Genomic DNA, 23,465 nt, shown 5'->3' with positions numbered 1-23,465 from the left:
CCTCTAAAATCAACTTGGGACAGTTGGGGGTGTCGCCAATAGCGTGAATAGGATGATGCAGGTCACGCCAACCGTTGCGGTTAGTATGCAGACGATCGACACGTCCTAAATTCGGCTTGATCTAGAGCATGCTCTAGCCTGTAGAGAGATGGCTGGCCCCGATTCAAGGAGACAGCCCATGACAGTGACCGACAACAAGGCGCTCATTCAGGACATCATGGATGCGCGCGCACGTCGCGACCCCGGCCCCTTCATCGCCGCGATGGCAGATGACTTCGTCTGGCGGATCACCGGCTCGACGCCCTGGTCCGGCGAATATGTCGGCAAGGCCGACGTGCTAGAGCGCCTGATGAAGCCTCTCCACCGACAATTCACCGCTCCCACCAGCCTCGCCGTGTCCCGCATCATTGCAGAAGGCGACTACGTCGTTGCCGAGTGCCGGGGCAATGCAACGACGCTTGCCGGCGAGCTCTACGCCAACACCTACTGCTTCGTCATACGCATGGCCGACGGAAAACTGCGCGAGCTGACCGAATACATGGACACCGCGTTGGTCGAGAGGGTGTTAAGGCCGCCCGGCAGCCAATGAGGCCGGCGCGGCCTTGAGGCGCCCATGCGGCGACACCGCGGGTCTTTCCCCACTGACGATCCACTCCTCATAGAATTCGACCTTGGCTTCGATGAGCGCCAAGGCCTGCGACCAGCGGTGGATGTTGTCCTGTACGCGCCGCTGGTGAGCTGCGAGCAGCGCGTGACGCTCGGTCAGCGCTGCTTCGCCTCGTTTCGCAAGCGCCGCATATTCGCGCATCTGCTTGACCGACATGCCGGTGCCGCGCAGGCGCTCCATCAGATCCAGCCAGCCGACGTGAAAATCGCTATAGACGCGCCGGCCGCCGCCGTCCCTGACGACGCCGGGGATCAAGCCCTGAGCTTCATACCAGCGGATGGTATGAATGCTGCGGCCCGTTCGGCCGGCGACCTCTCCGATGCGAAGCCCTCGCGACATGGCTTTTCCTTTCGTTCAAAACCGCTTGGCAACCGTCACGCTGCTTGCCCGGAGACAGGACGTCGCGCACGCATTGCGCGCGCCGCCGACCTCGATTTGCCGCTGCTATGTTCGGATGGCCACGATGCCATAGTGCCACTGCTCTGCCCGACGCGCCAAAGAAAATTCTAAAAATACGAACTAGCACGCCATTTCGAGATTGCGTTTCTGCTGTGCACGGGGTTGTTTTCAAGTTTTGCGAAAGCGCAGGGCGGGCGCGGCCCAGCAAGGGTGGCGCGATGGCTCCCCCGCTTCACCCCTTGTTTTTCGAATTGCAAGCTCAGGATCCTCTGATCAAGCCGACATCGCGGCTTGCTTCGCGGGAGCTTCGACGTAACACTGGCCGGATGCAATCGTCGGATGCGGAGGCCCCTGTGGAGTCGAAATGGCGAATTCTGGCCCTGCTTTTCACGGCGCGTTGCGTCATGGGCATGCAGTTCGAAAGCGTCGGAGCGCTCGGCCCCCTGCTTCGCGCGGAGGGCCTCGATTATGCCCGGCTCGGCATCCTGGTCGGCGCCTACCTCGCACCCAGCGTCCTCGTCGCGCTTCCTGGGGGAATAATGGTCCAAAGGCTCGGCGAACGAACGACGCTTCTTCTGTGCGCAGCGCTGATGTTCGCCGGCGCCGTCGTCGATCTGTCGAGCGACTGGAACGCGCGCCTGCTGGCCAGAATCATCGCTGGCACGGGCGGGGTGGTGTTTACCATCGCTGGCACCAAGATGATCGCTGATCTGTTCACTGGCAGGCAGTTCGGCCTTGCGATGGCGGCTCTCGCCGGCTCGTGGCCGTGCGGGATAGCGCTGGCCTTGATCGCGTTGCCGCCGATAGCGGACAAGTTCGGGCTGATGGGGGCATCGATGGCACTCGTGATCCTGACCCTGATGGCGCTCATCCTGTTGTTCGCGCTGCCGAAGCAGGCGCGACCGAGCGCACCATTGTCCGCGGCCTTTCCAGGCGCGACCGTCACGGCCGCGGTGGCCATTGCAGGCCTCGTCGGTGGCACTGCCAACGCCACTTTCGCCAATGCGTTTGCCTTCGGTCCGTTGCTTCTCACCGAGCGGGGCTATACGGCCGAGATCGCCGCCTCTCACGTCAGCGTCGCGCTGTGGGTCACCATCGCGGCTATCCCGGTCGGCGGCGCGCTTGCGATCCGGCGAGGCTCCGGCATCTGGATCGCCGCCGCATCCCTGCTGCTCGCCGCGGTCGGGATGGCAGCCGTTCCGGTGTCCGACCACGACGTTCTCATCTTCGCAGCACTGGGGCTGGTGGCCGGCCTATCCGGAGCGACGTTCGCCAGCCTGCCGACGTGGGCGCTTCCCGCCCAGGCGCGCGCGGTCGGAATGGGAATCTTCTTCTCCGCGTTCTACGCGGGCATGCTGGCGTTGCCGCCGATCGCGGGCGTCTTCGCGCACCGCGCCGGCGGTGCGGGCGTCGCCTTCGACGTCGCTGCGGTCGCGCTTCTTATCGCCATGCCGCTGCTCGGGGCCTTCGCCGCGCTGGTTTCCACGCCCCGGTCGGCATCGGCGGCGGTCGAGGAAGGCGCGGCTTAAGGGCTGCGTTCAATCGGCGCCTGGGTTTCGTCCCGGCCTCCGATCGGTCAGGCCGCCGCCGGGGCGGACCGTCGCTCGCGGCGAAGCGTGAGCAACCAGATCCCGGCGGCGAGCGCGCCCGCTGCCGCGACGGCGCGGGCCGCCGTCGGCAGCGGCAAGCCGAACCAGTCCGGCAGCGCAATCGCGGCCAGCGCGAGCGCGCCCAGTCGCGCCGTTTCGGCGGCGAAGGCGATCCGACGTCCTTCCATGACGCCGCCGATGGTCATGCAGGAAACCAGGATGACAATGGAATAGGTGACGGAGACCTGCACCGGAAAGGTTTCGAAGCCGGACAGGAAATGCAGAAGCATCACCATCGTGAGCGTATACTGAACCGCGCCGTAGGCGGCGACCGCCCGCGGCGTCTCGGGGTCGTAACGACGCACGACCGACGGATCCAGAGGTTCCGGCGCCTGCATTCTTCCGAACCAGACGGCCAACTTGCCGGCGAGCCCGCGAGCCGCGCGGGTCTGTCGGATCAGATCCGCGTACACCTGAAGGTTGCTCCAGAGCGGGTTCAGGCTCCGCAGCGGTTTGCGGATTCCGTAGGCGATCTTTTCGCCGTCGCGCTCGTCGACGAAGGTGCCGAACATCCGGTCCCAGAGGACGAAGATCCCGCCGTAGTTCCTGTCGATGCAATAGTCGTTCTGACCGTGATGCACGCGATGGTTCGACGGAGTGACCAGGATGCGGTCGAGCGCGCCGAGCCGGCCGACGAGCTCGGTGTGGACCCAATACTGGTACAGGAGATCGACGAGACCGACGATGACATACATGATCGGTGGAACGCCCAGCACGGCCATCGGCAGGTGAAAGATCCAGGTGAACAGCGCGGCGGTCGCGGGCTGCCGCAACGCGGTCGAAAGATTGAAATATTCCGACGAATGATGGACCACATGGCTGCCCCAGAGCACGGGAATCTCGTGGCTGAAGCGGTGGTACCAATAGTGAGAGAAGTCGTAGAGCAGCAACGCGGCGACCCAGAGCAGGACGCTGTCGCGGCTCCATTCGACGAGGTGGAAGGCCTGGTAGACCGCGACATAGAGGCCGATGTCGATGAGCTTGGCGAAGCCGCCGATGGCCTGGCTCAGCACGCCGTGGTGCAGGCTCGTAATGGCGTCGGGTACGTCGTAGACCCCGCGACGCCCCATCCGCCACGCGATCGCCGCCTCGATGAGGATCGTGGCCATGAAGACCGGAATCGCGAACATCAGGATTTTCACGTTGGCCTCCCCTATTTCCTCACGGCGGAGTCATCGATGGCGGTCGCGAGAAGTTATGGTGGACGGGCGGATTTCGTCAATCCGTGGTAGCCACGATGCCATAGTGCCACTGTTTTGCCCGACGGGTCAAAGAAAATTCTAAAAATACGAAATAGCAGACCATCCCGAGATGGCGTTTCTACTGTGCATGGGGTTGTTTTCAGGTTTTTGCGAAAGCGCGGGGCCGGCGCGGCCCGGCGAGGGCGGCGCGCCGCATTAGGCGCAGTCAATCCGCGACCGCGATCGCCTCGATCTCGATCAGCCATTCCGGCGCGGCAAGCGCTGAGACGCCAATGAGCGTCGAAGCCGGCGGCTCCATGCCTTCGAAGAAGACGGAGCGAGCCTTGCCGATGATCGGGCGCAGCTCCGGCTTGTAGCCGACGACGAAGGTCGTGATCTTGACGATGTTGGCGTAAGTCGCGCCGGCCGCCTTCAACGCATGGCCGAGATTCTGCATCACCTGCGTGGTCTGCGCGGCGATATCACCCTCGCCGACGATCCGGCCCTCCTCGTCCACCGATACCTGGCCGGAGATGTAGATCGTGCGCGCGCCGGAGGCGGTGACGACGTGGGAATAAGCGGGATTGTGGTGCAGGCCGCTGGGACGGAGATGATCGAGCTTGGGCATGGGCTGGCTCCCGGAGTTTTATGGTTGGACGGGAGCGTAGCTGGAGACTGTGTCGGGCGCTAGCCTCACCCTTCAATTGCAGGGCTTGCTGTCCTTGACGTCGAACTTGCCCATCGCACCGGAAATGACGAAATCGTTGTAGTCGAGCACGAGCCGGCGGGAGACGCCGTTTTCATAGAGCTCGAACGACATCGCATAGACCGGCATCTGCTCGCCTTCCTTCTGCTGGACGTCGCGGTCGAAATAGCTGACGGTCACCGGCCAGCGCTTCAGCGATTTCATGTGCTCGTCCGACGTCGCCGGATCAGGCGTCGCGGTGCGGTCATCCGGGATCGGCTGGCCGATCACGGTCAGCGTGTTGTAGACCTTCTGGCCGTCGTCGGAGCCGTCATAGACGGAGAGCTCCAGCAGTGACTTGCCGTCCTTGGCGGCTGCAATGATGCGCTGGATCTGCTCGGTCGGGAACACGATCTTGCCGTCGAGGGTGAAATTCTTCGGCGCGGGCAGTTTGAGCTTGACGTTGATGTGGTCGCCATCGCGCTCCGCCGAACCGTCGACGAGGCCGGCCTCGGTCTCGTTCATCCGCGTCTCGATCTTGAAGCGGTAGCTTTTCCCCGCGGCGTCCTCCCAGGAGTTGGAGCGGAGATCGCTGAGCGTGACCTTGCCCTCGCCGCTGTCGAGCTCGGAGACCTGGCGGAATTCCGACGTATAGCCTTCGCAAGCACTGCCGGCGAAATTGTAGAGGATGCGGCCGCGCGCGCTGTTGATGGAATTGGAGCGCGATTTGACCAGACTGAGATCGTAGAGCGCCTGGTGCGCGAGGAACGGACCATTCGCGGCGTGCGCACCACCACCGGCGCCGACAGTGGCCGCCGCGAGCGCCATCACACCGAGTGAAGTCCGGAAAAGGTGCACCATGTCTGTTCCCTGGGGCCGCGCAGATTCGACACTTTAATGACCGTTCCATTGCGTCGCAACTGCGGCGGTTTCACGTAAAGTTGCGCCTCGTCGTTGAACCCCCTGACCGGCCTCAGGAAAATACAATCCGTCGAGATATCCCACCGTCCTATCGGCTTGCTTGCATGTGGCGGCATGATGGGCGAAACAGGGCTCGCCTGGCGGTCACCAGACGTGCCGGAGCGGATGAGAATTTTTCAGACGTCGAGGTCGAGACATGGCGGGCACGGTCGAGCAGAAACTGGCGGAACAGGGCATCAAGCTGCACGAGGCGCCCACCCCCGTCGCCAATTACGTGCCCTTCGTGCGTACCGGCAATCTGCTGTTCGTCTCCGGCCAGGTCTGCTTCGATCCATCAGGCAAGCTGATCGCCAAGGGCAAGCTGGGCGCCGGCGTCTCGCTCGAGGACGGCGCGGCGGCCGCGCGCGGTTGTGCCGTCAACCTGCTGGCCCAGGTCAAGGCAGCGCTCGGCGACCTCGACAAGGTCGTGCGTGTGGTACGCCTCGGCGGCTTCATCAACTCGGCGCCGGACTTCCTGGACGGACCGAAGGTGCTGAACGGGGCGTCGGACCTGATGGTCGCTGCCTTCGGTGACAAGGGCCGCCACGCCCGCACCACCGTCGGCGTTGCCTCACTGCCCGCGGATGCGGCCGTCGAGGTCGAAGGCGTGTTCGAGGTCGCCTGACGCTGATGCGTGCTCCGGATTGGCTGACGGCACGGCCGGTCGCCCATCGCGGCCTGCATGACATTTCGCGTGGCATCGTGGAAAACATGCCCGGCGCGGTGCAGGCCGCTGTTGCAGGCAATTTCTCGATCGAGGTCGACATCCAGCTCTCTGCCGATGGCGAGGCCATGGTTCATCACGACCATGCCCTCGGCCGTCTCACCGAGGCCGCCGGCCCGGTGGTCGCAAAGACCGCGGCAGAGCTGAAGGCGATCAAGTTCAAGGACACGCCCGAGCGGATGATGTCGCTCGGCGACCTCTGCGCCATGGTCGCCGGCCGCGTGCCGCTGGTGATCGAGGTGAAGAGCCATTTCGACGGCGACCGCAAGCTGGTGAAGCGGATGGCCGAGGTGCTGGCGTCCTATCAGGGGCACGCAGTCGGGATGTCCTTCGATTCCGACCAGGTGCTGGCGCTCCGCGAGCTGCTGCCCTTCCTGCCGCGCGGCATCGTCGCGCAGCGGAGCTATGAGGACGAATACTGGGCCCACCTGACCCCAGAGCAGCGCGACGGCATGCTGTACCTGCGCCACGGCTTCCGGACCCAGCCCCACTTCGTCGCCTACAAGGTCGATCACCTGCCGGCGCCGGCCCCCTGGATCGCCCGCAACGTCTTCGGCTGCGCCCTGCTCGGCTGGACCACCCGCACACCGGAGCAGCGGGCGCGGGTCGCGCAATATGCCGACCAGATGATCTTTGAGGGCTTCGTGCCGTAGGGTTGAAGTTCCCGCCCCTTGAAGTCGCTGCTGCAATGCACGATCTTGGGTGCAATGGCATCATCCGAAATCACTCTGGAGGCGGTACCGTCCATTGGCGAAGTCTCGCCGGAGGATTGGGACGCCTGCGCCAATCCTGGCAGGGCTCTTAATGAAAAGGCCTGCAATGGGTACGGCCTGGGAACCTCATCCGGGCTTCCAGGCGATTCCCTCGGCCTGTTAAAGTCCGCCTATAACCCGTTCGTCTCGCACGCCTTTCTTTCCGCCGTTGAGAAATCGGGTTCGGCAACGATCCGCACCGGCTGGGGACCGCGGCATCTGGTAGCCAAGATCGATGGCCGCGTCGCGGGCGTCGTGCCCTGCTATCTGAAATCGCACAGCCAGGGCGAGTACGTCTTCGACCGCGGCTGGGCCGACGCCTATGAGCGCGCCGGCGGACGCTACTACCCGAAGCTTCAGGTCTCGGTTCCCTTCACGCCTGCAACGGGGCCGCGGCTGTTGGTCCGCGACGGCGTCGACCGCGAGCGTGTCACCGAAGCGCTGGCGAGTGGGCTGGTAGCGCTGTGCGGCGTCAGCAAGGCATCCTCGGTGCACGTCACCTTCGCGCGCGAGGCGGAGTGGAAGCTGCTCGCCCAGCACGGCTTCCTCCAGCGCACCGATCAGCAGTTCCACTGGCACAACGAAGGCTTTGCGAGCTTCGACGATTTCCTGGCGACGCTGAACTCGCGCCACCGCAAATCGATCAAGCGCGAGCGGCGTGATGCGCTGGCGGCGGGCATTACCATTCACTGGCTCACCGGCAAGGACATCACCGAGGACGCCTGGGACGCCTTCTTCGAGTTCTACATGGAGACCGGCTCGCGCAAATGGGGCCGGCCGTATCTCACGCGCGAGTTCTTCTCGCTGATCGGCGAGACCATGCGCGAGGACGTGCTCTTGGTGATGGCCCGCCGCAACCATCGCTGGATCGCAGGCGCGATCAACTTCATCGGCTCGGACACGCTGTTCGGCCGCAACTGGGGCGCGGTCGAGCATCATCCCTTCCTGCATTTCGAGGTCTGTTACTACCAGGCGATCGATTTCGCGATCAAACATGCTCTCACGCACGTCGAAGCCGGTGCGCAGGGCGAGCACAAGATCGCGCGCGGCTACCTTCCCCGGACCACCCATTCCGCCCATTTCATCGCCGATCCCGGCCTGCGCCGCGCTATCGCCGACTACCTCAAGCGTGAGCGCGCCTATGTTGCGGAGGCCGGCCGGGAGCTTGCCGAGCTCGGACCGTTCCGGAAGGGCATCGACGAGGCGCCTTGACGGTTGACTGTGGCTGGTGACAGTAAGCGCAAAATTCCGAGGGAGCCGCCATGACCACCGCCTACGACACCAACAACATCTTCGCAAAGATCCTGCGCGGCGAGCTGCCCTGCCACAAGGTCTACGAAGACGAGCACGTGTTCGCCTTCCTCGACATCATGCCGCGCGTGCCCGGCCACACGCTGGTGATCCCGAAGGCCCCTGCCCGCAATATCCTCGACGTCACGCCGGACGACTACGCCCACGTCGCTCGCGGCGCGAAGAAGATCGCAATCGCCGCGATGAAGGCGTTCAACGCCGACGGCATCACCGTGCAGCAGTTCAACGAGCCTGCCGGTGGCCAGGTGGTGTTTCACCTCCACATGCACGTGATGCCCCGGCACGACGGCGTTGCGATGCTGCCGCCCGCGAGCCGCAAGGAAGACGTCAAGGTGCTGGAAGAGAACGCGACCAAGCTGATCGCGGCGCTGAAGACGGGCTAGCTGCCTCCACATCGTCATTGCGAGCGAAGCGAAGCAATCCAGATTCTTTCCGCGGAGACAGTCTGGATTGCTTCGTCGCTTCGCTCCTCACAATGACGCTGTAGAGAGACCTCACTCCGCCTGGAAATCCCCAGCCTGAGGCGCGGCCAGCGGGGTGAACTCGCAACGATCCGGCTTGATGTCGATCAGCGGCGTGTTGTCGAGGCAGTCGAGGCCACGCACGAGGATCGTGTTGCCCTCGATGCCCACCAGCTTGACGATCGAGGTGCCGATTGGATTGGGCCGCACCGGCGAGCGCAGCGAAAACGTGCCGCGGGTCTTCTCGTTGTTCTTGGGGCTTTGCAGCACGATGTCTCGGCGCGACTGGTCGAGCCAGTAGAGCACTTCGAGATTGCTGTAGAAGTCGACGCCCTTGATCGCCTGCACAAACGGCTCGAAGATCTCGAGGCGGCAGATCGGACCGTCCTGGCGCCCCTGCCGCGGCGTTTCCAGCCGCGAAGTCCAGGGCGTGCGGATGCGACCGATGAAGACGAGGCCGGCATCCCGCGCCGGCGGCAACTCGATGGCGACCTCGCCCTCGCGGAGCTCGTTTTCGCGAACCATATTTCCAGTTCCTTGGCTGTTTGGATGCGGTTTTAGCCCAACCACCACTTGCCGGCCAGCATGAAGAGCTCACCGGCGACGACGCCCGCCAAGATCGAACGGCGGGCCAGCAGGAACACGACAAGGCCGGCGGCCACCGCGCCATAGCGCAGAGCGTCCGGCACGCTGGAGAGCGCACCGGGCGGCTCGACCACGATCTGGGCGATGACGCCGGCGAGGATCGCGGTCGCGACCGCCCTCACCCAAACCAGCAGCTCCGAGCCCTCATCGATGCCGCCGCCGAACCAGAGTCCCAGCATGCGCCAGATCTGGTTGGGCACGACCCCGGCGACGAACAGCACGACCAGCGCCTGCCAATCGCCGATGAGTTGCGCAGCACTCATGCGCGCACCTCCTGCCACCAATGCACGCCATAGGCAATCGTGCCAGCCGCCACGCCGCTGACGAGGATGTCGAGGCCGGAGTTCATCTTCGCCGCCAGCGGATAGAGCAATATCCCCAGCGTGAGCGCGACCACGTCGGCAACCTCGCGGCTGTTGCGTGCGGTCGAGAACAGGAAGGACAGCGGCGTCAGCAGCAGGATCGCAGCTCCAAACGTCTGCGTCAGATTGGCGGCGAGGAAATAGCCGATCGTGTTGGCGGTGAGACACACCGAGACCAGACCGAAGCCAAGTCCGTTGACGAAGGCGATCCGCCGCTCGCGCGGGACCTGCGGCAGAAAGCGATGGCATTCGACCCACAGCGTCACGGCGGTGAGATGCGCCGCGAAGAACAACTCACGCCGCTTAGTCGTCGGCGTACGCATCAGCGGCAACACCGAGACCACCATCGGAAACAGCCTGATGGCGCTGACGGTCACTGCGATCGCCGACTGGATGATGGTGGCGCCCGAGCCGAGCGTGGTGATCAGAATGATCTGCGCCGGCCCTGCCCAGACGAACAGCGTCGAGGCCAGCGCCCAGACCAGGCTGAAATGGCTGTCATGGGCGAGCGCGCCGATACCGAGATAAGTCGCGAACAGAACGAGGGTGAGGATCGTTTGCGTGATCGAGCGCAGCCCCCAGGTGAAGGCGCGCCAGGGACTTTGCCATTGCGGGGAATCGAGTGGAGGAAGCGCCACGGTGTTAATTTGGCCGGGTGAGAAATCGGCCTGCATAACGGGCAATGCCAAGGCTGACGTCAAGGAAGCATGCGGCGGGGCTGGCATGCACGGCAGTCGCTACCCGCTCACGCCCCGGTTCTTCAGGACGAAGCAGGCGCCGCCAGCCTTCCGGATGCGGTTGCAAAGTTCGTCCGCCTCGGGTCGCGTGTCGGCGCCGATGCGGACCTGGTAGAAGGGGTGCGAACCGCGGCTGCGCACGACCGAGCTCAATAGGCTGGGATCGTGCTCGCCAATCACGCTGCTCAGGCGCGTGACGGCGCGGGAGTACATCGCCAGCGCCTTGTTGCGGTCGAAGCCGGCAGCGAGCTGAACGCCCCAGATTTTGGCTGCAGCTAGCTCGACATGCTGCTCCAGCTCGGCAACGAACGGGTTCGGCGCGCGCTTAAGCAGCGCCATCAGGTCGCGGCAACTCGTCGGCGGCGAGCTCGGCGGCCCCTTGCCGGTGCTGCCGGCTTTGGCCCAAGCGTCAACGCTCGTACCCGTGATGGCGTAGACATAGTTGCGGGTCTGCTCCGGCATGCCGCCGGTGCCGGCGAGCCATTCCTGCACCCGTCGCGGCCCGGCATTGTAGGCGGCCGCCGCAAGGCCAAGATTGCCGAACTGGTTGCGCAGCTCGTTCAAGAACTCGGCCGACTTCGGCAACGCCTGCACCGGATTGAACGGATTGAGCAGCCCGCGCTCGCTCGCCGTGCCCGGCATGAACTGCGCAATCCCCTGCGCCTGCTCGCCGCTGCGCGTCACGGGACCCACTGCATCGGCCTGGAATCGGCTCTCCTGCCAGATCACGCGGGCGAAGAATTCCAGCGGCAGATTGGCATCGCGCGCGGCCGCCTCCACGATCAGGCAGATCGACTCCCGCGTGTCGCTCTCGCGCACAGGCTCGTTCCCCGTCGGTTTTGCCGGCGCCTCGGGGCCAAGCTGCGTCGGAGGGACCGAGGCATCCTCAGCAAGCACCGGCGTGCACACCAACGCCGCCGCGAGCAGCCACCAGATCCGCTTCCGAGCCCCGACGAACACCATGTCGCCCTCAATATCGGCTCTTGAATTCAGGCCCCAAGGCAACTAGCAACGGCCGGAATTAGCAACGCTGAGCCCGGCCAGGATGCAGACAATCTATTTTGATCTCGACGGCACGCTGACGGATCCAAAGCCCGGGATCACCGGTTCGATCCAGTATGCCCTGAAAAAACTTGGTATGGCGGTCCCGACCCAGGATGAATTGACCTGGTGCATCGGGCCGCCTCTGCACGCGAGCCTGAAGGCGCTGACCGGAACCGAGGCGCTGGCCGACCAGGCGCTCCTGCTCTACCGCGAACGGTTTTCCGAGGTTGGGCTGTTCGAGAACACGCCCTATCCGGGCATCCACGACACACTGGCGGCGGTGGCTGCGACCGGCACGCGCATGTTCGTGGCAACGAGCAAGCCTGCGGTCTACGCCACCCGCATCGTCGATCATTTCGGCCTAAAGCCGTATTTCGAGCGCGTGTTCGGCTCCGAGCTCGATGGCACCCGTGTCGACAAGCGGGATCTGCTTCGTTACGCGCTCGACGAGGCAAAAGTCGATGCGGGCAGCGCCGTCATGATCGGCGACCGCAGTCATGACGTGGTCGGCGCCCGAACCAACGGCATGACGGCGATCGGCGTCCTTTATGGCTACGGCACCGAGGCCGAGCTCAGGGATGCCGGCGCACACCACATCTGCGCCGCGCATCCCGAGCTGCTCGGCCACTGCGCCGCCTAAGCAGTCACGGTTTCAACCGCCGCAAGCATTCCCGTCTTCGGATGGCAGTTCAGATATTCGAAGAACTGCTCATCGGCAGCCGCCACCGTGACCTCGTGATAAAGCCGCAGCTTCGCTGACGGCCCCAGCGTCGAGAGATATTTCATCGCCGCCCCGAAAATCTTGACGTGGGTCGGGTGCGATTCCGCCCAGCGCTCCAGTGCAGCGAGACTCTTCCACCAGCTCTGGCCGTAGGATTTCTCGTTCGCCTTGCCGTCAGCCGAGAGCACCTGCATGTAGCGGTTGGCATAGCAACCGATCGCTAGCCCTTCGTCGCGCAGGAAATCCATGCCCTCGCGCAGCACCGGCTCGACGTCGTCGAGATAGAGCTTTCGCTCCGACGCCTCCGTATCGCTCCAGTCCTGGCCGGATCGGATCAGGCAGAGATTGTCATTCGCCTTCACCCGCAGGCGCGCACCGTCGCGGATCAACTCGGGATTGCCGCTCGGCGACATCGGATCCGTCTGCGACAGCGGAATGCGATCGCGCATGCCGCCCCAATAGGCGTGCTCCTGCACCTCGCCGCTCATGCCATCCGCGATCACGGCGACACCCTCGGGCCTGCCGAGCGAGGAGAACAGTGTCTCGTGCCGCGCCACGGCGGGACGCAGCACCTCGATGAAAGTGCCGATCCCCTCGCGCGGCTTTCCGGTCCACACCTCGCGCACCGGCGCGAACCAGGCATCGAAGCGCGCAATATCGTCCCAATAGGCCACCGAAACAATGTTGGCGTGGCCAGCCTGGTCGACATAGTGCGCGCGATCCGAATGCGTGGGACCGCCTTCGCCGGCGAGCAGACCATCGATTTCAGCAAGTGCTTCCGTCGCAGCAGCCGGCGTCGCTCCACGATATTGCAGACCAAAATAGGCCATCACGACGCGGCTGACCGCGGGCTTGTAGCGCGCCACGAAGGACGGATATGGCGGCTGATAATCGTCGGGCACGCGCTTGTGACGCGTGCGCTGGATTTCGAGATGCGCGGGAATTGCGGATTCCATGATCGTACCCTCCCCTCGATCGCAGCGATCAGCTCGCAGCCGCGCCGATATCCACCGGCTCGACGGTGTCGACTGGCAGCGCGAACTGCTCGACGCGCTTGTAGGGCTTCTTGTTGAGCAGCAGGCGCGTGACGTCGGGGCGCGAATAATGTCCGGCGGGATCGGCCGCGTTCTTGGCGACGCCGATGGCGCCGAGGTCGATCTCCGCGATCAATAACCCCTCCTGGTCCGGCGCGAGCTTGTCGCCGATCTGGCTGCCGTCGGGGCCGTAGATCGCGGCAAAGCCGCCGCCGACATGCAGCAATGCGTTCTTGTCCGGCCGATCGCAGAGCTCGTCGATCATCGCCTGCGACACCGTCGCGCACGGCGCGAGCACGAAGCAGGAGCCTTCCACCGCATAGACGCGCGAGGCGGCGTTGTTGACCTCGGCGCCGAGCGCCGGCGCGAACGGATCGTACAGCGAGAAGCTCGGCCAGGCCGCGACATGCACCTGCTCGTTCTGGGCGTACATGGCGTATTTCGACAGCGGCTGGAGATGCTCCCAGCAGCACAGTGCGCCGATGCGACCGATGTCGGGCCTCGCGTGCACGGCGAGGTCGCTGCCGTCGCCTTCGCCGTAGACGGTGCGCTCGGCATGGGTCGGCCGCAATTTGCGGCGTCTTGCGATGGTCTCGCCATCCGGGCCGATCAGCCATTGCGCCAGGTAAAGGCTGCCGCCGTCGCGCTCGGACAGGCCGATCACGGCGGTGAGCTTGGCCTTGCGCACGGCTTCGCGCAGCCGCTCGGCCTGCGGGCTGTCATAGGATAGCGAATTGTCGAAATAGCGCTGCACGAAGCCGCGGCCGATTGCCCAGGCCGGCGAGTCCATCCAGATATGCCAGGGGTACCCGGGAATGAATGCCTCCGGAAACGCGATCAGCTTGGCGCCCTTCTCGGCAGCCTCCCTGATCAGCGCGACCGACTTGTCGATCGAGGCGTCGAGGTCGAGCCAGGCCGGCGCCGCCTGCACCACCGCGACCTTGTATTTCGGATGTTCGATGCCCATTACCGCCTCCCTTGCCAGTTGATCCAAGACCACGTCCGATGCAGTCTATTGGGCCAAGCTGGGCGGCCGCGCGCTCGACCACGGCGGAACAAAAACTCGACTGGCGAAAACTCGACTGGAAGGAATTGCGCCCGGTACGGAACTTGCCTGCGGTCAGGCTGGATCTGCGCCACCGTGCGGTTTGCCTGATGCGAAAGGGAGGCCTGACGATGACAATTCAGTTCACGACAGACGGCAGCCCCGGCTACCGGCGGCTCGCCCTCTGGCAGGACATCGTCTGCGACGTCTTCGTCGGGCTCGACTGCAAGTCCGACCTCGGCAGCGCATTTCACGGCTCGGTCACCCAGGCCCCGCTCGGCAAAGCCGTCTGCTCCGAGGTCTGCTCCGAGCGCCAACACGTCTTCCGCACGCCCTCGCGCATCGCGCGTTCGGATCAGGATTATGTTCTGGTCGCGCTCGGCAATCGCGGCGATGGCGGCGTGGTGCAGGACGGCCGCGAGACCGTAATCCACCCAGGCGAGTTCGCGCTCTACGACACTACGCGCCCCTATGAGCTGAAGTTCAGAGACACATTCTCTCAGACCATCTTCAAGGTGCCTCGCGAGATGCTGCAGCGGCGGCTCGGAAATACCGAGGCGCTCACAGCGATCACGTTCGGGGCCGATGTGCCGCTCGAGCGGCTCGCCTATGATTTCATCTTCCGCCTCTGTCAGAGCGCAGACCGGCTTGCGCCCAACAGCGCGGCCGCCCTGTCCGAGCAGGCCGTCGACTTGCTGGCCATGGCGTTGGGCGAACGGCTTGGCGAGACATCGCTGCCGTCCTCGACCCATCGCTCTGCCCTGCTCTACCGGCTCAAGGCGCATATCCGCGCGCGCCTCGCCGATCCCGACCTCTCGCTGCCGGGGACGGCCGCTGCGCTCGGCATCTCATCGCGCTATGTCAACGATCTCCTTGCCGACGAGGACACCTCGTTCCAGCGTCATGTGCTCGCCGAGCGTCTTGCCCAGTGCAAGCGCGACCTCGCCTCGCCCGTGCTCGCCCAGCGTCACATCAGCGAAATTGCCTTTGCCTGGGGCTTCAACGACGTCTCGCATTTCGGCCGCGTCTTCCGGGAGCATTTCGGGATGTCGCCACGCGACTACAGGCAGAACCAGCTCCGGCACTGACAGCCAGCCAACAGCGCATCTGTCCTTGAGTTGGATCAAGCCTGCTTGCGTCGGTCGTGGCATTCTATGACCATCGCGAGGCTTCCGATGCGCCGATTTGCCATGAAGGCCCTGTTCTCAGCCCTCTCTTTGAGAAGAGCGGAGCGAGAGAGGATCGATTGGGATCGCCGCATCTTGATCTTCTCCACAGGGGTAACCATCGCCTTGATTGCACTCTACGTCTGGGCCAAGGCAACTTCGCGCTGGGATTGACGGGATTACACGATGAACAGGTTTGCGCCGACGCTGCTGGCCATCGGCGTTCTGTGGAGCACTGCCAGTCAAGCCCTGGACCTCGAGCAGCGGCACACCGAGGCAATGCTGCAACGGATGTGCGCACGGTGCCACGCGGTCGGCAGGACGGGCGCGAGTCCGAACGAACTGGCGCCGCCGTTCCGTTATCTCGGCGAGAACAAACTCTACGATCCCGACTTCATGCAGCGCCTTCAAGACGGCTACAGCAGCATTCATCGCGCCATGCCGACGGCTCGATTCGGCCGAGACGACGCCGCAGCCGTGGTAAGCTATCTTAGGGCGATTCAGGAGCCGCGGAGGACGAAATAGGGCTGAAATGCCCACGGCTTTGGCTGGAACCATCCCGGGTCGGACCAAGTTGCGGACCAGTAACCGCGCCTCAACCGAACACGCATCGCGATGACGTCTACAACCATCGAGCACGTCGACGGCCTGCCGCAGCCTCAGCGCAACCAGGCAGTGCTGACCATTGCGCTCGGCATCATCATGGCCGTCGTCGACAGCGCCATCGCCAACGTCGCGCTGCCGACGATCGCAACCGACCTGAACGCGAGCCCGGCCTTCTCGATCTGGATCGTCAACGGCTATCAGCTCGCGATCACGATCTCGCTGTTGCCGCTGGCCTCGCTCGGCGAGATCGTCGGCTATCGCCGTGTCTATCTGATCGGGCTCGCGCTGTTCACGCTCGCATCCGCCTTGTGCGCGCTGGCGCATACGCTGCCGCTGCTCACGATCGCGCGCATCATCCAGGGGTTCGGTGCAGCCGGCATCATGAGCGTCAATTCGGCCCTCGTCCGCTTCACCTATCCGCGCAGCCTGCTCGGCCGCGGCATCGGGCTCAATGCGCTCGTGGTCGCTTTCTCTGCCGCGGTCGGGCCGACGCTCGCGGCCGGCATCCTTGCGGTCGGTAGCTGGCCCTGGCTGTTTGCCATCAACGTCCCGCTCGGCGCGGTCACGCTCGCGCTCGGCCTGCGCAGCCTGCCGCACACGATTCCAGCGAGCCACTCCTTCGACTGGCAGAGCGCGGGGCTGTCGGCGATCACCTTCGGCGTCGGCATCGCCGCGATCGACAGCGTCGGACATGGTGAGGCGCTGATAACCTGTCTCGTGCAATTCGCCATCGCGATCGTCGCCGGCGCGTTGCTCGTCTACCGCGAAACGCACATGAAATCGCCGTTGCTGCCGGTCGATCTGTTGCGCATCCCGGTGTTCGGACTGTCGATTGCGACCTCGATCGCCTCGTTCTGCGGCCAGATGCTGGCCTTCGTTGCGATCCCGTTCTACCTGCAGAGCCGGTTCGGCTATTCGGCCGTGCATATGGGCCTGTTGATCACGCCATGGCCGATCGCGGTGGCGTTCGCGGCTCCCCTCGCCGGCCGCCTGGTCGAGCACTACCCCGCCGGCCTGCTTGGTGGCATCGGGCTGACGCTGTTTGCCTGTGGCCTTGCCGCGCTCGCTTTCCTGTCCTCAAATCCGACGCCGCTCGACGTGGTCTGGCGCATGGCATTGGCGGGCGCCGGCTTCGGCCTGTTCCAGACGCCCAACAACCGCACCATGATCGCGGCCGCCCCGCGCGAGCGCGCCGGCGGCGCCAGCGGCATGCTGGGCACGGCACGTCTGCTCGGCCAGACCACAGGAGCTGCGCTGGTCGCGCTGTTCCTTGGCCGCTACCCTGTCGAGGGAACCCGGATCGCGCTGCTCACCGGCGTTGGCTTTGCCCTCTGCGGCGCGATGCTGAGCATGTTGCGGCTGTCGCCCGCGGGGGCGCGGGGTGCCGAGCACGTCCGCGTGCAGGATGACCAACGCCTGCGCGGCGAATAACAGGCCCCAAGCCCAGGGCTCCACTGCCTCCATGCGCAATCTGTGCGTAGCTTAACCATCTGGGCGATTGACATATTGCCCTCCCGTTCCGGTTGCGCTTCATTGGGGCGGGGACAAGGGGCATTTCATGCGTTCATTTGGATTTGTGGCGCTCAGCGTCATGCTGGGCGGCTGCGCGTCTGTCACGCGCGGCACGACCGAGAACATCAGCATTTCATCCACTCCTTCAGGCGTTGAAGCCATCGTCAGCGGAATGGAAGTTCCGACCACCTGCACGACGCCCTGCTCTGTGGTCGTCAAGCGGAATGCCGACATCTCCATCACCTTCCAGAAGGAAGGCTATGAGCCGCAAATCGTGCCGCTTAGCCGGGACATCCAGACCGGGGGCGCCGCCGGCTTTGCGGGCAATCTCTTGCTCGGCGGTGTCGTCGGCATGGGAGTCGATGCCGCAACGGGCGCGGCAACCGATCACAAGCCCAATCCGGTCATCGTGACGATGCAGCCGTCCGCTCCTCCTCCTCGCGCCCGGCCGCCCGCAACGAAGAAGCCGCGAGCGCCGGCAGCGCCCGCGCCCGACACCGGGACTTAGGTCACGCACGGCAAACAAAAAGGCCGGCTCTTCAGCCGGCCTTTTCTTTTCATGATGCGCCGATCACGCCTTGACCAGCGGGCCCTTCGAGGTCGGCCCCTTGGAGCCGCCGGGGCCGCCCGGCTTGTTGGGCTTGCCAGGCGGACGCTTGCGGGCCGGCAGTTTTTCCTGCTTCGGCGTGACCGGACCCTCGACGAACTCGAAGCCGATCTTGTCCTTGGTCTCGTCGGCCTCGTCCTTGACCAGGACGACCCGGACGTGACCGCCGCCCTTGAGCTTGCCGAACAGCACCTCATCAGCCAGCGGCTTCTTGATGTGCTCCTGGATCACGCGGGCCATCGGCCGCGCGCCCATCTGTTCGTCGTAGCCGTGCTGGATCAGCCAGGCCTTGGCAGGCTCAGACAGCTCGATGGTGACGTCGCGGTCGCCGAGCTGCGCCTCGAGCTGAAGCACGAACTTCTCGACCACCGTGCCGATCACCTCGACGCTGAGATGGCCGAACGAGACGATGGCATCGAGACGGTTGCGGAATTCCGGCGCGAATTGCCGGTTGATCGCCTCGTGGTCGTCGCCTTCCCGCTTCGAGCGCGTGAAGCCGAACGCCTGCTTGGCGAGATCCGACGCGCCTGCGTTCGTGGTCATGATCAGGATCACGTTGCGGAAGTTGACCTGCTTGCCGTTGTGATCGGTGAGCCGGCCGTGATCCATGATCTGGAGCAGCACGTTGTAGAGGTCGGGGTGCGCCTTCTCGATCTCGTCGAGCAGCACCACGCAATGCGGGTGCTGGTCGACGCCATCGGTCAAAAGGCCGCCCTGGTCGAAGCCGACATAGCCGGGAGGCGCGCCGATCAGGCGCGAAACGGTGTGCCGTTCCATGTACTCCGACATGTCGAAGCGCAAGAGCTCGACGCCGAGCGTCGCCGCGAGCTGTTTTGCCACTTCGGTCTTGCCGACACCGGTCGGGCCCGAGAACAAATAGCAGCCGATCGGCTTCTCCGGCTCGCGCAGGCCGGCTCGCGCCAGCTTGATCGAGGCGGCGAGCGACTCGATGGCCTTGTCCTGGCCGAACACGGTGCGCTTCAGGGTTTGCTCGAGATGCTTGAGCACCTCGGCGTCGTCCTTCGACACGCTCTTCGGCGGAATCCGCGCCATCGAGGCGATCGTGGTCTCGATCTCCTTGATGCCGATGGTCTTCTTGCGCTTGTTCTCGGCAACCAGCATCTGCGCCGCGCCGGACTCGTCGATCACGTCGATCGCCTTGTCGGGCAGCTTACGGTCGTGGATGTAGCGCGAGGAGAGCTGCACCGCAGCCTCGATCGCCTCATTGGTGTATTTCAGCCGGTGGTAGTCCTCGAAATAAGGCTTGAGGCCCTTGAGGATCGCAATGGCGTCCTCGACCGTCGGCTCATTGATGTCGATCTTCTGGAAGCGCCGCACCAGCGCGCGGTCCTTCTCGAAGTGCTGGCGATATTCCTTGTAGGTGGTCGAGCCCATGCAGCGGATCGTGCCCGAGGCCAGCGCTGGCTTGAGCAGGTTGGAGGCATCCATCGCCCCGCCCGACGTCGCGCCCGCACCGATCACGGTGTGGATCTCGTCGATGAACAGAATGGCGTTGGGATGCGCCTCGAGCTCCTTCAGCACCTGCTTCAGGCGCTCCTCGAAGTCGCCGCGATAGCGCGTGCCCGCGAGCAACGTGCCCATGTCGAGCGAGAACACGGTCGCAGCCGCCAGAACCTCCGGCACCTCGCTGTCAACGATGCGCTTGGCGAGGCCCTCCGCAATCGCGGTCTTGCCGACGCCGGCCTCGCCCACGAACAGCGGATTGTTCTTCTGGCGACGGCACAGCACCTGGATCGCCCGATTGATCTCGGAATTGCGTCCGATCACCGGATCGATCTTACCGTCGCGCGCCTTCTTGTTGAGGTTGACGCAATAGGTCTCGAGCGCCTCGCCCTTCTTCTTGGCGTCCTCGTTGCCCTTGGTCTCGGTTTCCTCGTCGACACCGCGGACGGGGCGCGCCTCGGAGACGCCCGGCCGCTTGGCGATGCCGTGGCTGATGTAGTTGACCGCGTCATAGCGCGTCATGTCCTGCTCTTGCAGGAAGTAAGCAGCGTGGCTCTCGCGCTCGGCGAAGATTGCGATCAGCACGTTGGCGCCGGTCACCTCTTCGCGACCTGACGACTGCACATGGATGACCGCGCGCTGGATCACGCGCTGGAAACCGGCGGTCGGCTTGGCGTCATCGGCGCCATCCGTCACCAGGTTCTCGAATTCGGTCTCAAGATAATTGACGAGGCTCGTACGAAGCTTGTCGAGGTCGACGCTACAGGCGCGCATGACGGCGGCTGCATCGGAGTCGTCAATCAGAGAGAGCAAAAGATGCTCGAGCGTCGCGTATTGGTGATGACGCTCGTTTGCGATCGCCAGCGCACGATGCAGGGATTGTTCAAGGCTTTGGGAAAAAGTCGGCATTCGCGTCCTCTATGGCCCCCACCATCATGATCGCCATCGCCCGGTCAGGCAACAACAACCTTTGTCACATATAGTTATACAAGATCGCGGCGAAAGACCGGTTCCGCGACTTGGCAGATCGGCACCTGCGGTATTCTCGATGCAAAACCCGTTCCGATTTGGGCAGAATTCTTAGACAGATTCTCGCCGGCACGGATTTCCGTAGTTTTGCCGGGGGCGATGGAGATCACGCCGGCACACCACACGAAGGCGTCACGCGACGATCACATCCGCCATGCACAGGGCCGGCTCGTACCCGCCGTGACGCGCCCTACTTCTTTTCCATCACGCATTGCAGCGGGTGTTGGTGCTTGCGGGCGAAATCCATCACCTGCGTCACCTTCGTCTCGGCAATCTCGTAGGTGAACACGCCGCATTCGCCGATGCCGTGATGGTGGACATGCAGCATGATCTTGGTCGCGGCCTCGACGTCCTTCTGGAAGAACTTCTCCAGCACATGGACGACGAATTCCATTGGTGTGTAGTCGTCGTTCAGGATCAGCACGCGATAGAGGTTCGGCCGCTTGGTCTTCGGTTTGACCTTGGTGATGACGGACGTGTTCGGCCCCGCCGGACCTCCGGAACGGTTCTCGTCATTGCTCATCCGGGGAGCGTGGGCGGCGGCGGCCGCGGGCAGGTCGAGTCTGGAAGTCAGTTGCGGCATGGCTCAGGCGTTCACATTCCCCACGGAAGCGTATGACGGCTCACCACACGGCCCCTCACGGGGAGCCTCGCGCAGGCGCGCCGTCCTGTCGGATCGCCGCTTCCAACCGGTCCGGTCCGGATCGATTGCTGGGAATATGGCCCTGCCCCCGGCTCGCCGCAAGCGTGCCGAGCTCCAGCCGATACGGCCGCGGCGGTCCCGATTCCCGGTCCGGGCGATCTTGGACAAGGTTAATCAATCCGGACCGATTTGACAAAAATTTCCCGTCAACGTGTTCAGAACATGTTGACCAGGAACCTGACGCGGACGGTGACTGCGGTAATTTGGCGCGAGATTTCCCGTTTTTCTACGGTTCGATTTACCCACCCTTCAAGGTTGTGGCGTGAAATCGGGCAGAACCACAGATCTCGGGGATCGCCATGTTTCGCTCGCTCGCTGTCAGCCGCGCTGGACGACAGCTCGTCCGTTTCGCCGGGGCCGAGCAAGGCAATATTGCCGTGATCTTCGCCATCGCGCTCGTCCCCGTCCTGGGCTTCGTCGGCGCCGCTATCGACTATTCCCGCGCTTCCCGCGCACGCTCGGCGATGCAAGCCGCCCTCGACTCCACCACACTGATGCTGTCCAAGGATTTGACGGCGGGAACGATCACGACCTCGGACATCAGCACGAAGGCGCAGAGCTACTTCTCGGGCCTCTATGCCGATACCGAGGCGAAAGGTGTCACCATTACCCCCACCTACACGGCCGCCACGACGAGTGCGCCAGCCACCCTGCTGCTGAACGGCTCCGGTTACATCAATTCCGACTTCATGCAGATTGCCGGCTATCCGACGCTCGGCTTCAACACCACCTCGACCTCTACCTGGGGCAACGCGAAGATGCGCGTGGCGCTGGTGCTCGACAACACGGGATCGATGGCCCAGGACGGCAAGATTACGGCGCTAAGAAACGCCGTGGCCGGATCTGGCGGCCTGATCGATCAGCTCAGCGCACTCAGCAAGAACAACGGCGACGTTTATATTTCGGTCATCCCGTTTGCCAAGGATGTGAATGTCGGATCCAGCAACTACGGACAGAGCTGGATCGATTGGACGAGCTGGGAGGCGGAGGCGCCGGACCTCGTGTCGTCCAAACCCTCAAATTGGTCGAACATCGGACCGGGCTCGAACTGCCCGTGGACCATGTCAACCAATGGCTTCACTTGCGTGAACGGCCCGGGCAGCACATCGGCGGTCACTACCATCCCGAACTCGGGCTCGAATAAAGGGCTGATCTGCCCCGGCACCAACGGCAGTGGCTGGTACAAGTACCACTATTTGATCAACGGCTGTTATAACAGCGTGGCATCCGGCTCAACGTATACGCACACGTGGATCCCGAATTCCCACTCGACGTGGAGCGGATGCATTACGGATCGGACCCAGCCTTACGACGCGCAGTCCACGGCGCCGAACGCAAGCACTGTCGCCACCTTGTTCCCGGCGGAGCAATATTACGAGAACGCCACTTCCTTTTGCAGCAGCAGCGCTTCGACCAAGCTCGAGCCGATCATCCCGCTGAGCTATGATTGGAGCGCACTCAAGACCGCGGTCAACGCAATGCAGCCAACCGGCGGCACCAATCAGGTGATCGGTCTGGCCTGGGGATGGCTCTCGCTCTTGCAGACCGCTCCGTTGAACGCGCCCGCGGAAAGCACCACCAGCGGCACCACCTACAACAGGGTCATCATCCTGCTATCCGATGGCCTGAACACCGAGAACCGCTGGCCAGCCTACGGCGACGGGAGCAGCCAGACAACCACTTACGGCAACAGCACCTTCCCCGGCTCGATCGACGCCAGGCAGCAGGTCCTGTGCGACAGTCTGCACAACGCCAGGGACGCCAGCGGCGCACCGATGTACACGATCTACACGATCCAGGTGAACACGAGTTCGCCCGCCGATCCCACGTCGACGATCCTGAAATACTGTGCGAGCAGCCCGGACAAGTTCTACATGCTCACCAGCTCGACCCAGATTGTGACCACGTTCAACACGATCGGGACCGCTCTTAGCAAGCTGCGGCTGGCGAGATAAGAGAAAGCCCGGCTGAACCAGCCGGGCTTTCCTGATTCCAGAACTT

25 protein-coding genes are annotated in these 23,465 nt (G+C 64.0%); 13 read left to right on the top strand and 12 right to left on the bottom strand.

Annotated elements, in window-relative coordinates:
• The first annotated feature begins 178 nt into the window (after positions 1 to 178).
• Positions 179 to 589 carry a nuclear transport factor 2 family protein gene (locus XH89_RS16815; RefSeq protein WP_194468081.1) on the top strand — a complete coding sequence of 137 codons (411 nt, stop codon included), beginning with the start codon at positions 179 to 181 and terminating at the stop codon, positions 587 to 589.
• On the opposite strand, the gene XH89_RS16810 is transcribed toward XH89_RS16815, so the two are convergent.
• Entirely contained in the window at positions 566 to 1,006 is a 441-nt protein-coding gene (locus XH89_RS16810; RefSeq protein WP_194468080.1) for a MerR family transcriptional regulator, read from the bottom strand. The genes XH89_RS16815 and XH89_RS16810 overlap by 24 nt on opposite strands.
• Before the next feature lie 413 nt (positions 1,007 to 1,419).
• Between XH89_RS16810 and XH89_RS16805 the strand changes: the two genes are divergently transcribed.
• Entirely contained in the window at positions 1,420 to 2,595 is a 1,176-nt protein-coding gene (locus tag XH89_RS16805) for an MFS transporter (RefSeq protein ID WP_210345258.1), read from the top strand.
• Between the two features lie 47 nt (positions 2,596 to 2,642).
• Here the strand turns inward: XH89_RS16805 and XH89_RS16800 are convergent, their stop codons facing one another.
• The 3 genes from XH89_RS16800 to XH89_RS16790 form a co-directional block, all read right to left on the bottom strand.
• Positions 2,643 to 3,857 (bottom strand): sterol desaturase family protein, encoded by a 1,215-nt coding sequence (locus tag XH89_RS16800; RefSeq protein WP_194468078.1) that lies wholly within the window; start codon positions 3,855 to 3,857, stop codon positions 2,643 to 2,645.
• A gap of 265 nt (positions 3,858 to 4,122) precedes the next feature.
• Positions 4,123 to 4,524 (bottom strand): RidA family protein, encoded by a 402-nt coding sequence (locus tag XH89_RS16795; RefSeq protein ID WP_194468077.1) that lies wholly within the window; start codon positions 4,522 to 4,524, stop codon positions 4,123 to 4,125.
• Between the two features lie 72 nt (positions 4,525 to 4,596).
• Positions 4,597 to 5,442 carry a cell envelope integrity EipB family protein gene (locus XH89_RS16790; RefSeq protein ID WP_194468076.1) on the bottom strand — a complete coding sequence of 282 codons (846 nt, stop codon included), beginning with the start codon at positions 5,440 to 5,442 and terminating at the stop codon, positions 4,597 to 4,599.
• A gap of 256 nt (positions 5,443 to 5,698) precedes the next feature.
• Between XH89_RS16790 and XH89_RS16785 the strand changes: the two genes are divergently transcribed.
• The 4 genes from XH89_RS16785 to XH89_RS16770 are packed head-to-tail and all read left to right on the top strand — an operon-like array spanning position 5,699 to position 8,711.
• Positions 5,699 to 6,166: a RidA family protein gene (locus tag XH89_RS16785; RefSeq protein WP_194468075.1), complete on the top strand. Its 468-nt coding sequence runs from the start codon at positions 5,699 to 5,701 to the stop codon at positions 6,164 to 6,166.
• A gap of 5 nt (positions 6,167 to 6,171) precedes the next feature.
• A complete protein-coding gene (locus XH89_RS16780; RefSeq protein WP_194468074.1) occupies positions 6,172 to 6,918 on the top strand; it encodes a glycerophosphodiester phosphodiesterase in 747 nt (248 codons plus the stop codon).
• Between the two features lie 54 nt (positions 6,919 to 6,972).
• Positions 6,973 to 8,229: a GNAT family N-acetyltransferase gene (locus tag XH89_RS16775; RefSeq protein ID WP_194468073.1), complete on the top strand. Its 1,257-nt coding sequence runs from the start codon at positions 6,973 to 6,975 to the stop codon at positions 8,227 to 8,229.
• Positions 8,230 to 8,279: 50 nt separating this feature from the next.
• The gene (locus tag XH89_RS16770; protein WP_194468072.1) at positions 8,280 to 8,711 is read left to right on the top strand and encodes an HIT family protein; all 432 of its coding nucleotides are present in this window, start codon (positions 8,280 to 8,282) and stop codon (positions 8,709 to 8,711) included.
• Between the two features lie 111 nt (positions 8,712 to 8,822).
• Here the strand turns inward: XH89_RS16770 and tsaA are convergent, their stop codons facing one another.
• The 4 genes from tsaA to XH89_RS16750 form a co-directional block, all read right to left on the bottom strand.
• Complete coding sequence (gene tsaA / locus XH89_RS16765; RefSeq protein WP_194468071.1) at positions 8,823 to 9,314, bottom strand: tRNA (N6-threonylcarbamoyladenosine(37)-N6)-methyltransferase TrmO; 492 nt, start codon at positions 9,312 to 9,314, stop codon at positions 8,823 to 8,825.
• Between the two features lie 32 nt (positions 9,315 to 9,346).
• On the bottom strand, positions 9,347 to 9,697 hold the full coding sequence (locus tag XH89_RS16760) for an AzlD domain-containing protein (protein ID WP_194468070.1): 351 nt from the start codon (positions 9,695 to 9,697) through the stop codon (positions 9,347 to 9,349).
• Positions 9,694 to 10,434, bottom strand: a complete 741-nt coding sequence (locus XH89_RS16755; protein ID WP_194468509.1) for an AzlC family ABC transporter permease — start codon at positions 10,432 to 10,434, stop codon at positions 9,694 to 9,696. Before XH89_RS16755 ends, XH89_RS16760 begins: the two co-directional genes overlap by 4 nt.
• A 99-nt stretch (positions 10,435 to 10,533) precedes the next feature.
• Positions 10,534 to 11,496: a lytic transglycosylase domain-containing protein gene (locus XH89_RS16750; RefSeq protein WP_194468069.1), complete on the bottom strand. Its 963-nt coding sequence runs from the start codon at positions 11,494 to 11,496 to the stop codon at positions 10,534 to 10,536.
• 82 nt (positions 11,497 to 11,578) lie between these two features.
• On the opposite strand from XH89_RS16750, the gene XH89_RS16745 reads away from it, so the two are divergent.
• Positions 11,579 to 12,217: an HAD family hydrolase gene (locus XH89_RS16745; protein ID WP_194468068.1), complete on the top strand. Its 639-nt coding sequence runs from the start codon at positions 11,579 to 11,581 to the stop codon at positions 12,215 to 12,217.
• On the opposite strand, the gene XH89_RS16740 is transcribed toward XH89_RS16745, so the two are convergent.
• Together XH89_RS16740 and XH89_RS16735 are read right to left on the bottom strand one after the other, a co-directional pair.
• On the bottom strand, positions 12,214 to 13,254 hold the full coding sequence (locus tag XH89_RS16740; protein WP_194468067.1) for a phenylacetaldoxime dehydratase family protein: 1,041 nt from the start codon (positions 13,252 to 13,254) through the stop codon (positions 12,214 to 12,216). The two genes, XH89_RS16745 and XH89_RS16740, sit on opposite strands and share 4 nt — an antisense overlap.
• Before the next feature lie 28 nt (positions 13,255 to 13,282).
• Complete coding sequence (locus tag XH89_RS16735) at positions 13,283 to 14,299, bottom strand: carbon-nitrogen hydrolase family protein (protein ID WP_194468066.1); 1,017 nt, start codon at positions 14,297 to 14,299, stop codon at positions 13,283 to 13,285.
• A gap of 209 nt (positions 14,300 to 14,508) precedes the next feature.
• On the opposite strand from XH89_RS16735, the gene XH89_RS16730 reads away from it, so the two are divergent.
• The 5 genes from XH89_RS16730 (at position 14,509) to XH89_RS16710 (ending at position 18,169) form a co-directional block, all read left to right on the top strand.
• Entirely contained in the window at positions 14,509 to 15,465 is a 957-nt protein-coding gene (locus XH89_RS16730) for a helix-turn-helix domain-containing protein (RefSeq protein ID WP_194468065.1), read from the top strand.
• A 102-nt stretch (positions 15,466 to 15,567) separates the two neighbouring features.
• The gene (locus XH89_RS16725) at positions 15,568 to 15,717 is read left to right on the top strand and encodes a hypothetical protein (RefSeq protein WP_194468752.1); all 150 of its coding nucleotides are present in this window, start codon (positions 15,568 to 15,570) and stop codon (positions 15,715 to 15,717) included.
• Between the two features lie 12 nt (positions 15,718 to 15,729).
• On the top strand, positions 15,730 to 16,068 hold the full coding sequence (locus tag XH89_RS16720) for a c-type cytochrome (RefSeq protein ID WP_194468064.1): 339 nt from the start codon (positions 15,730 to 15,732) through the stop codon (positions 16,066 to 16,068).
• Between the two features lie 90 nt (positions 16,069 to 16,158).
• A complete protein-coding gene (locus XH89_RS16715; RefSeq protein WP_194468063.1) occupies positions 16,159 to 17,580 on the top strand; it encodes an MFS transporter in 1,422 nt (473 codons plus the stop codon).
• A 127-nt stretch (positions 17,581 to 17,707) separates the two neighbouring features.
• Positions 17,708 to 18,169, top strand: coding sequence for a PEGA domain-containing protein (locus XH89_RS16710; RefSeq protein ID WP_194468062.1), 462 nt, complete (start codon positions 17,708 to 17,710; stop codon positions 18,167 to 18,169).
• Between the two features lie 63 nt (positions 18,170 to 18,232).
• Here the strand turns inward: XH89_RS16710 and clpA are convergent, their stop codons facing one another.
• Both clpA and clpS read right to left on the bottom strand, forming a co-directional pair.
• On the bottom strand, positions 18,233 to 20,641 hold the full coding sequence (clpA, locus tag XH89_RS16705; RefSeq protein ID WP_194468061.1) for an ATP-dependent Clp protease ATP-binding subunit ClpA: 2,409 nt from the start codon (positions 20,639 to 20,641) through the stop codon (positions 18,233 to 18,235).
• Between the two features lie 310 nt (positions 20,642 to 20,951).
• Positions 20,952 to 21,284 carry an ATP-dependent Clp protease adapter ClpS gene (gene clpS, locus XH89_RS16700; protein WP_027530069.1) on the bottom strand — a complete coding sequence of 111 codons (333 nt, stop codon included), beginning with the start codon at positions 21,282 to 21,284 and terminating at the stop codon, positions 20,952 to 20,954.
• A 479-nt stretch (positions 21,285 to 21,763) separates the two neighbouring features.
• Here clpS and XH89_RS16695 point away from each other — a divergent pair, with 479 nt between their 5' ends.
• A complete protein-coding gene (locus XH89_RS16695) occupies positions 21,764 to 23,419 on the top strand; it encodes a pilus assembly protein (RefSeq protein WP_194468060.1) in 1,656 nt (551 codons plus the stop codon).
• Positions 23,420 to 23,465 lie beyond the last annotated feature (46 nt).

The organism is Bradyrhizobium sp. CCBAU 53340, from assembly GCF_015291645.1.
Lineage (GTDB): Bacteria > Pseudomonadota > Alphaproteobacteria > Rhizobiales > Xanthobacteraceae > Bradyrhizobium.
Note: the sequence above shows the minus strand (reverse complement) of the source record. Positions and strands in the feature narration are given on the sequence as shown.

Excerpts from the sequence above, each read along its gene's own strand:
- XH89_RS16815 (WP_194468081.1), top strand. The coding sequence starts at position 179 with ATGACAGTGACCGACAACAAGGCGCTCATTCAGGACATCATGGATGCG.
- XH89_RS16810 (WP_194468080.1), bottom strand. The coding sequence starts at position 1,006 with ATGTCGCGAGGGCTTCGCATCGGAGAGGTCGCCGGCCGAACGGGCCGC.
- XH89_RS16795 (WP_194468077.1), bottom strand. The coding sequence starts at position 4,524 with ATGCCCAAGCTCGATCATCTCCGTCCCAGCGGCCTGCACCACAATCCC.
- XH89_RS16790 (WP_194468076.1), bottom strand. The coding sequence starts at position 5,442 with ATGGTGCACCTTTTCCGGACTTCACTCGGTGTGATGGCGCTCGCGGCG.
- XH89_RS16785 (WP_194468075.1), top strand. The coding sequence starts at position 5,699 with ATGGCGGGCACGGTCGAGCAGAAACTGGCGGAACAGGGCATCAAGCTG.
- XH89_RS16780 (WP_194468074.1), top strand. The coding sequence starts at position 6,172 with ATGCGTGCTCCGGATTGGCTGACGGCACGGCCGGTCGCCCATCGCGGC.
- XH89_RS16775 (WP_194468073.1), top strand. The coding sequence starts at position 6,973 with ATGGCATCATCCGAAATCACTCTGGAGGCGGTACCGTCCATTGGCGAA.
- XH89_RS16770 (WP_194468072.1), top strand. The coding sequence starts at position 8,280 with ATGACCACCGCCTACGACACCAACAACATCTTCGCAAAGATCCTGCGC.
- tsaA (WP_194468071.1), bottom strand. The coding sequence starts at position 9,314 with ATGGTTCGCGAAAACGAGCTCCGCGAGGGCGAGGTCGCCATCGAGTTG.
- XH89_RS16760 (WP_194468070.1), bottom strand. The coding sequence starts at position 9,697 with ATGAGTGCTGCGCAACTCATCGGCGATTGGCAGGCGCTGGTCGTGCTG.
- XH89_RS16750 (WP_194468069.1), bottom strand. The coding sequence starts at position 11,496 with ATGGTGTTCGTCGGGGCTCGGAAGCGGATCTGGTGGCTGCTCGCGGCG.
- XH89_RS16745 (WP_194468068.1), top strand. The coding sequence starts at position 11,579 with ATGCAGACAATCTATTTTGATCTCGACGGCACGCTGACGGATCCAAAG.
- XH89_RS16740 (WP_194468067.1), bottom strand. The coding sequence starts at position 13,254 with ATGGAATCCGCAATTCCCGCGCATCTCGAAATCCAGCGCACGCGTCAC.
- XH89_RS16735 (WP_194468066.1), bottom strand. The coding sequence starts at position 14,299 with ATGGGCATCGAACATCCGAAATACAAGGTCGCGGTGGTGCAGGCGGCG.
- XH89_RS16730 (WP_194468065.1), top strand. The coding sequence starts at position 14,509 with ATGACAATTCAGTTCACGACAGACGGCAGCCCCGGCTACCGGCGGCTC.
- XH89_RS16725 (WP_194468752.1), top strand. The coding sequence starts at position 15,568 with ATGAAGGCCCTGTTCTCAGCCCTCTCTTTGAGAAGAGCGGAGCGAGAG.
- XH89_RS16720 (WP_194468064.1), top strand. The coding sequence starts at position 15,730 with ATGAACAGGTTTGCGCCGACGCTGCTGGCCATCGGCGTTCTGTGGAGC.
- XH89_RS16715 (WP_194468063.1), top strand. The coding sequence starts at position 16,159 with ATGACGTCTACAACCATCGAGCACGTCGACGGCCTGCCGCAGCCTCAG.
- XH89_RS16710 (WP_194468062.1), top strand. The coding sequence starts at position 17,708 with ATGCGTTCATTTGGATTTGTGGCGCTCAGCGTCATGCTGGGCGGCTGC.
- clpA (WP_194468061.1), bottom strand. The coding sequence starts at position 20,641 with ATGCCGACTTTTTCCCAAAGCCTTGAACAATCCCTGCATCGTGCGCTG.
- clpS (WP_027530069.1), bottom strand. The coding sequence starts at position 21,284 with ATGAGCAATGACGAGAACCGTTCCGGAGGTCCGGCGGGGCCGAACACG.
- XH89_RS16695 (WP_194468060.1), top strand. The coding sequence starts at position 21,764 with ATGTTTCGCTCGCTCGCTGTCAGCCGCGCTGGACGACAGCTCGTCCGT.